This is a genomic window from Okeania sp. (genome assembly GCF_983059655.1).
In genome coordinates, this window is the sequence record NZ_CEZPJD010000711.1 from 1 (window position 1) to 4,139 (window position 4,139).

2 protein-coding genes and 1 pseudogene are annotated in these 4,139 nt (G+C 39.4%); 1 reads left to right on the forward strand and 2 read right to left on the reverse strand.

Annotation, left to right across the window (positions count from 1 at the left end):
* Nucleotides 1–252, forward strand: a pseudogene (locus tag AC3DU7_RS27090) (hypothetical protein); the annotation flags it as partial.
* A 265-nt stretch (nt 253–517) separates the two neighbouring features.
* Here the strand turns inward: AC3DU7_RS27090 and AC3DU7_RS27095 are convergent.
* Both AC3DU7_RS27095 and AC3DU7_RS27100 read right to left on the reverse strand, forming a co-directional pair.
* The gene (locus AC3DU7_RS27095) at nt 518–1,048 is read right to left on the reverse strand and encodes a hypothetical protein (protein ID WP_488042370.1); all 531 of its coding nucleotides are present in this window, start codon (nt 1,046–1,048) and stop codon (nt 518–520) included.
* Nucleotides 1,049–1,510: 462 nt separating this feature from the next.
* A partial coding sequence (locus AC3DU7_RS27100) for an ABC transporter substrate-binding protein (protein WP_488042371.1) occupies nt 1,511–4,139 on the reverse strand: 2,629 nt, incomplete at its 5' end.

Sequence of the window (4,139 nt, forward strand, 5' to 3'; positions counted from 1 at the left end):
GCTTTTGGGTTGCCCATACTAACTGTAGTCTATCCATGTGAAAAGCGCTATATGCAACAGCAGGCATCTGATATTCAAATTTTCTCAACCCCAGAAATAATTAAGCATTGGTCAGAGGCAGCAAATGTTGATTCGTCAATACTATCTGAAGCTCTAAATGCAGTTGAAAAAAAAGGACGATATTCACCTCCAAAAAGCCATCCTCTGAAAAGTTGGTGGAAAAATGCTTCTAGTCCGGATAATCAGCTATAAGAAACTTTATCCCTTCTGTCTTCTTTTCTCCCAAGTGTAAGTATTCAACCGGACACTATAGTTATTCCAGTTAAGATTGAGACAAGGGTTTCTTGCCTTGAAAGAGTTTCAGCTGAAAAAGTGTTCCAGTATTATTCAGAATAACTATATCATATATACCTCAGAAAGAATTGGTTAGAACTTATGCGAATAACAAATCTTAGACTAGAAAATGTTTTTCCCACTGTTGCCTGTTGCCTGTTGCCTGTTGCCTGCGCGCAGCGCTTCAACTAAACCAAACTAACCCACTCACAGTCAGAATTATTAGTACTAACGCTACCCAAACAAATTGATTATCTTTTGTATTAACTTGACTAGGATCGACAACTTCCAACTTCAGAGTTTTTGGCTTCGGTGGCGGTGACTTAACTTGGGAAACCATAGTGCTACCTCTACGATCTTTAGCATCACTTTCAGATATTGCCCCCAAGTCAGGAATTTTAGTCATCCACTCTTGCCTACTTCTCAATACAGGTGCTTCGAGAATGGCTAATATACGTTTTGCTTGTTGACGGGTTTCTAAACGAGGATGACGAGTTAGTTGTTTACAAAGGGCTGTTGCTTCTTGAATTTGGCCAGTCGCTTGATATACCGTCACTAACCAGATTTGAACTTCTCCCCCCAATCTTGAATTAAGCTCAATATTGTCTTTAGCAGTTTCTAAATGTTGTACTGATTTACGGTATTGACCGCGCTCAAAGGCATATTTGCCAGCTTTATATTCAGTTTCAAATAATGTTAGGTTTTCTGAACTCACAATCCCTATTAATTAGTTTTTAATATATTTAAAATTAATCTTGGTTATTATAGCAATCTTTGGCGTTGCATAAATGCGCTTGGGATTTTAATAGTTTTGTGGAAGTGTAATGGACATCGTGGAATGGGCCTCTGGCCCGTTTCGTTTCTCCGCACAAATAAAGTTAGGGTGTTAGCGGAGCTTGGCGTTAGCCAATGCCATTTGCTTCGCATAACTATCGTTAACGCTTCTACATATAGCGTTACTAAGGTGAATTTGTGTAAGTCCTGATAAATTATCAATTCTTCTCCCCCACTCCCTCACTCCCCCACTCCCCCACTCCCTCACTCCCCCACTTCCTCACTTCTCCACTCCCCCACTCCCCCACTCCCTCACTTCCCCACTCCCCACTCCCTCACTCCCTCACTTCCCCACTTCCTCACTCCCCCACTCCCCTACTCCCTACTCCCTACTCCTTTCTAATCAATCACATTCCAAAAAACTAAACTGGCTGACAGGATAATCTAGGGGTAGAAATGTATAGCCTAATGGCGAACAACTAGACTTCACTACTTTAGTAAAAATAATTCTTGATTCCTGGCGATCGCCACCTGGTAAAAAAGTTATTTCTCCTGTAGCACCCTCAGAACTAAAATTTTCACTTGCTAAAATTTGTTGCAGGGCAATGCGATTTAATTCTTTACGTTCTGGTAGCGATCCTAATGCTGTAATCAAAGCTCTAGCTGCATCATAAGCAAAAGCTGTACGCCAACTAACAGTTCCTCCCCAGATATTTTTTGCTTGCAGTGGAAAATCTGGATCGGGGCTATTCAAGCTGTGCCATGGTGTAGCTACTACAACATTTTTCTCTGCTTCTTGAGCGCCAAATTTGAGAGTATAATTAGAATAGAAGTTTTCTCCAGTAATTATCGGTAAATTGAGCTGCCAATTGGCTTTGATTACCTCTATTGCCTTTGCTAAAGTGGAAATATCTGGCAATAATACAATTGCAGTAGCTTTTTGTTTTTCTACTCTATCTATGGCAGCACTAGGATTAAAAGAAGTTCTGGATAAATCAAAATTTTCATTCAGGTCTTTAACTATTTTGCCACCACCAGCACTGAAACTAACCATAAATTGATTCCTGAGAGATTCACTGTAAATATCATTAGGATTATCAAACACAGCTACTGTTTGCTGTTCGTCAGTAGATTGATTAATTAAGTAACTTGTTATTGCTTGAGCAAGAGTGGCATCAGATGGTATCATCCTAAAGAAAAAATCGTTACGATTTGATAATTTAGAAGAGCTAGCAGTGGGCGAAATTAAAATCAGCTTATTCTGTTCATAAATTGGAGCTACTTCCATCGTGATTTCACTAATAATATGACCAACTACCGCCAAGACTTGACCTGTTAAAACCAGATTATTTGCCACTTTCACTGCTTGCTCTGGAGAGTTACCATCATCAACAATAATGACAATTAACCCCTTACCCCCAATCAAATTATCGCTACTGTTTATGGCCTCCTGAGCTTGAGCAACTCCTCGTAATGTTTCTAAACTATAGTTGAGAGCTTGTGACTCACCTGTCATTGTTGCTGCAACAGCTATAGTATAAGCATCAGTATTGCTAGCAGCGAGTCTGGCATTATTCAGGTAAATCAGAATTTCTGGATCGTTAAAATATTTTTTTCTTGCTGTTTCTAGAAGTTCGACTGCTTGCAAATAATCACCATCAGCAAAAGCTTTAACTCCTTTTTCCTTTGCTGTGGGTGCGGAACCTGGAATCAGAATTTCTTCCCCACAACTCAAGTTATCATCCAGCTTTAAAGGACAAGTTGTTGGTGCTTCTGGCAAAATAGCTATTAAGACAGCGATCGATCCTAGTGTTGCCAGGGAAATCTTGCCTAACCATTTATTGACTTTGGGTGTAGCCTCTTGAGGTCTATCCTTGAAATTCTGTATTTTTTGCTGTAATGGAAAGTCAGATAAATAGTTTTTTCTTGGAGAGGCAGGTTGTTGCTCTTGGGTAGATTCAACTTCTGCTTCTATTTGCTCGTTGTAGTCAGCAAGACGTTCCAAAATGTCTTCAGTTGTTTGGGGACGACACTGAGGTAAATTTGCCATCATCTCATCAATTAAGTCTGCTAATGTTTTTGAGATTTGATTAGCATGCTGTCGCCACATTAATCTACCACTCTGAGGATCGGTAGGCAAACTCCCAGGGTTTTGTGCTGTGACTAAATAAACTATAGTTCGGGCGATGGCAAAGATATCTGACTGTCGTGTAATTTTTCCTTCATATTGTTCTGGAGATGTGTAACCTTGATAAATCATCTCAGTCACTTCTTGGTTTTCAAATTGCCTTAAGTACGTTTCTGTAACTTGCCTAATCGCACCAAAGTCAATTAATGCTAGTTGACCCCATTTCTGCTGTTGGGAATGTTGTTTACTGTCGGTGTGGTCTTTTTCATTTTCTACTTCCTGTTTGTCGTCTAATTTTCCTTTGTTTTTTTCTGGTTCATTTCCCAGCCGTATAACACTTTCTTCAGTCATTGAAACTGAAGATAAATTGTTTGCTTTGCTAGCTTTTCCATTTGTTTCTTGACTAGCTTCTTCTGTAGACAAATTTCCATCAGTTATAGAGGGTTGTTTTGCTCCATTATGATTGGAGTTTTGTGGTGTGGAGCTACGCAACATGATATTTGTTGGTTTAAGAGCACGATGGATGCACTGATGCTGATGAAGTTTAGCAATGATTTCTACTAACTGTGTGAGCCAGGCGATCGCTTGATCTTCTTCTATAGGTTGATTATGATGAACTTGTTGCAGCCAGTCAGATAAATTTATACCTTCAATTTTTTCCATTACCAGACAGTGTAATAGCTCATCTCCCTTTTCTGACCAAATAAAGTATCCTTCTGGTTCAACTTTTGGTAATCCAGGTTCGCGTAACTGTGTTAAAACTTTTGCCTCTTGCTCAAACAAAGAAATTACTTGCCCCATTTCTTCGTCCTCTATTGCCCTTGGTACTTGCAATATTTTCATAATTTTTATCGTACCACTATCATCAACTTCCCAAGTTTGACCAAAACCACAGTCTCCAATA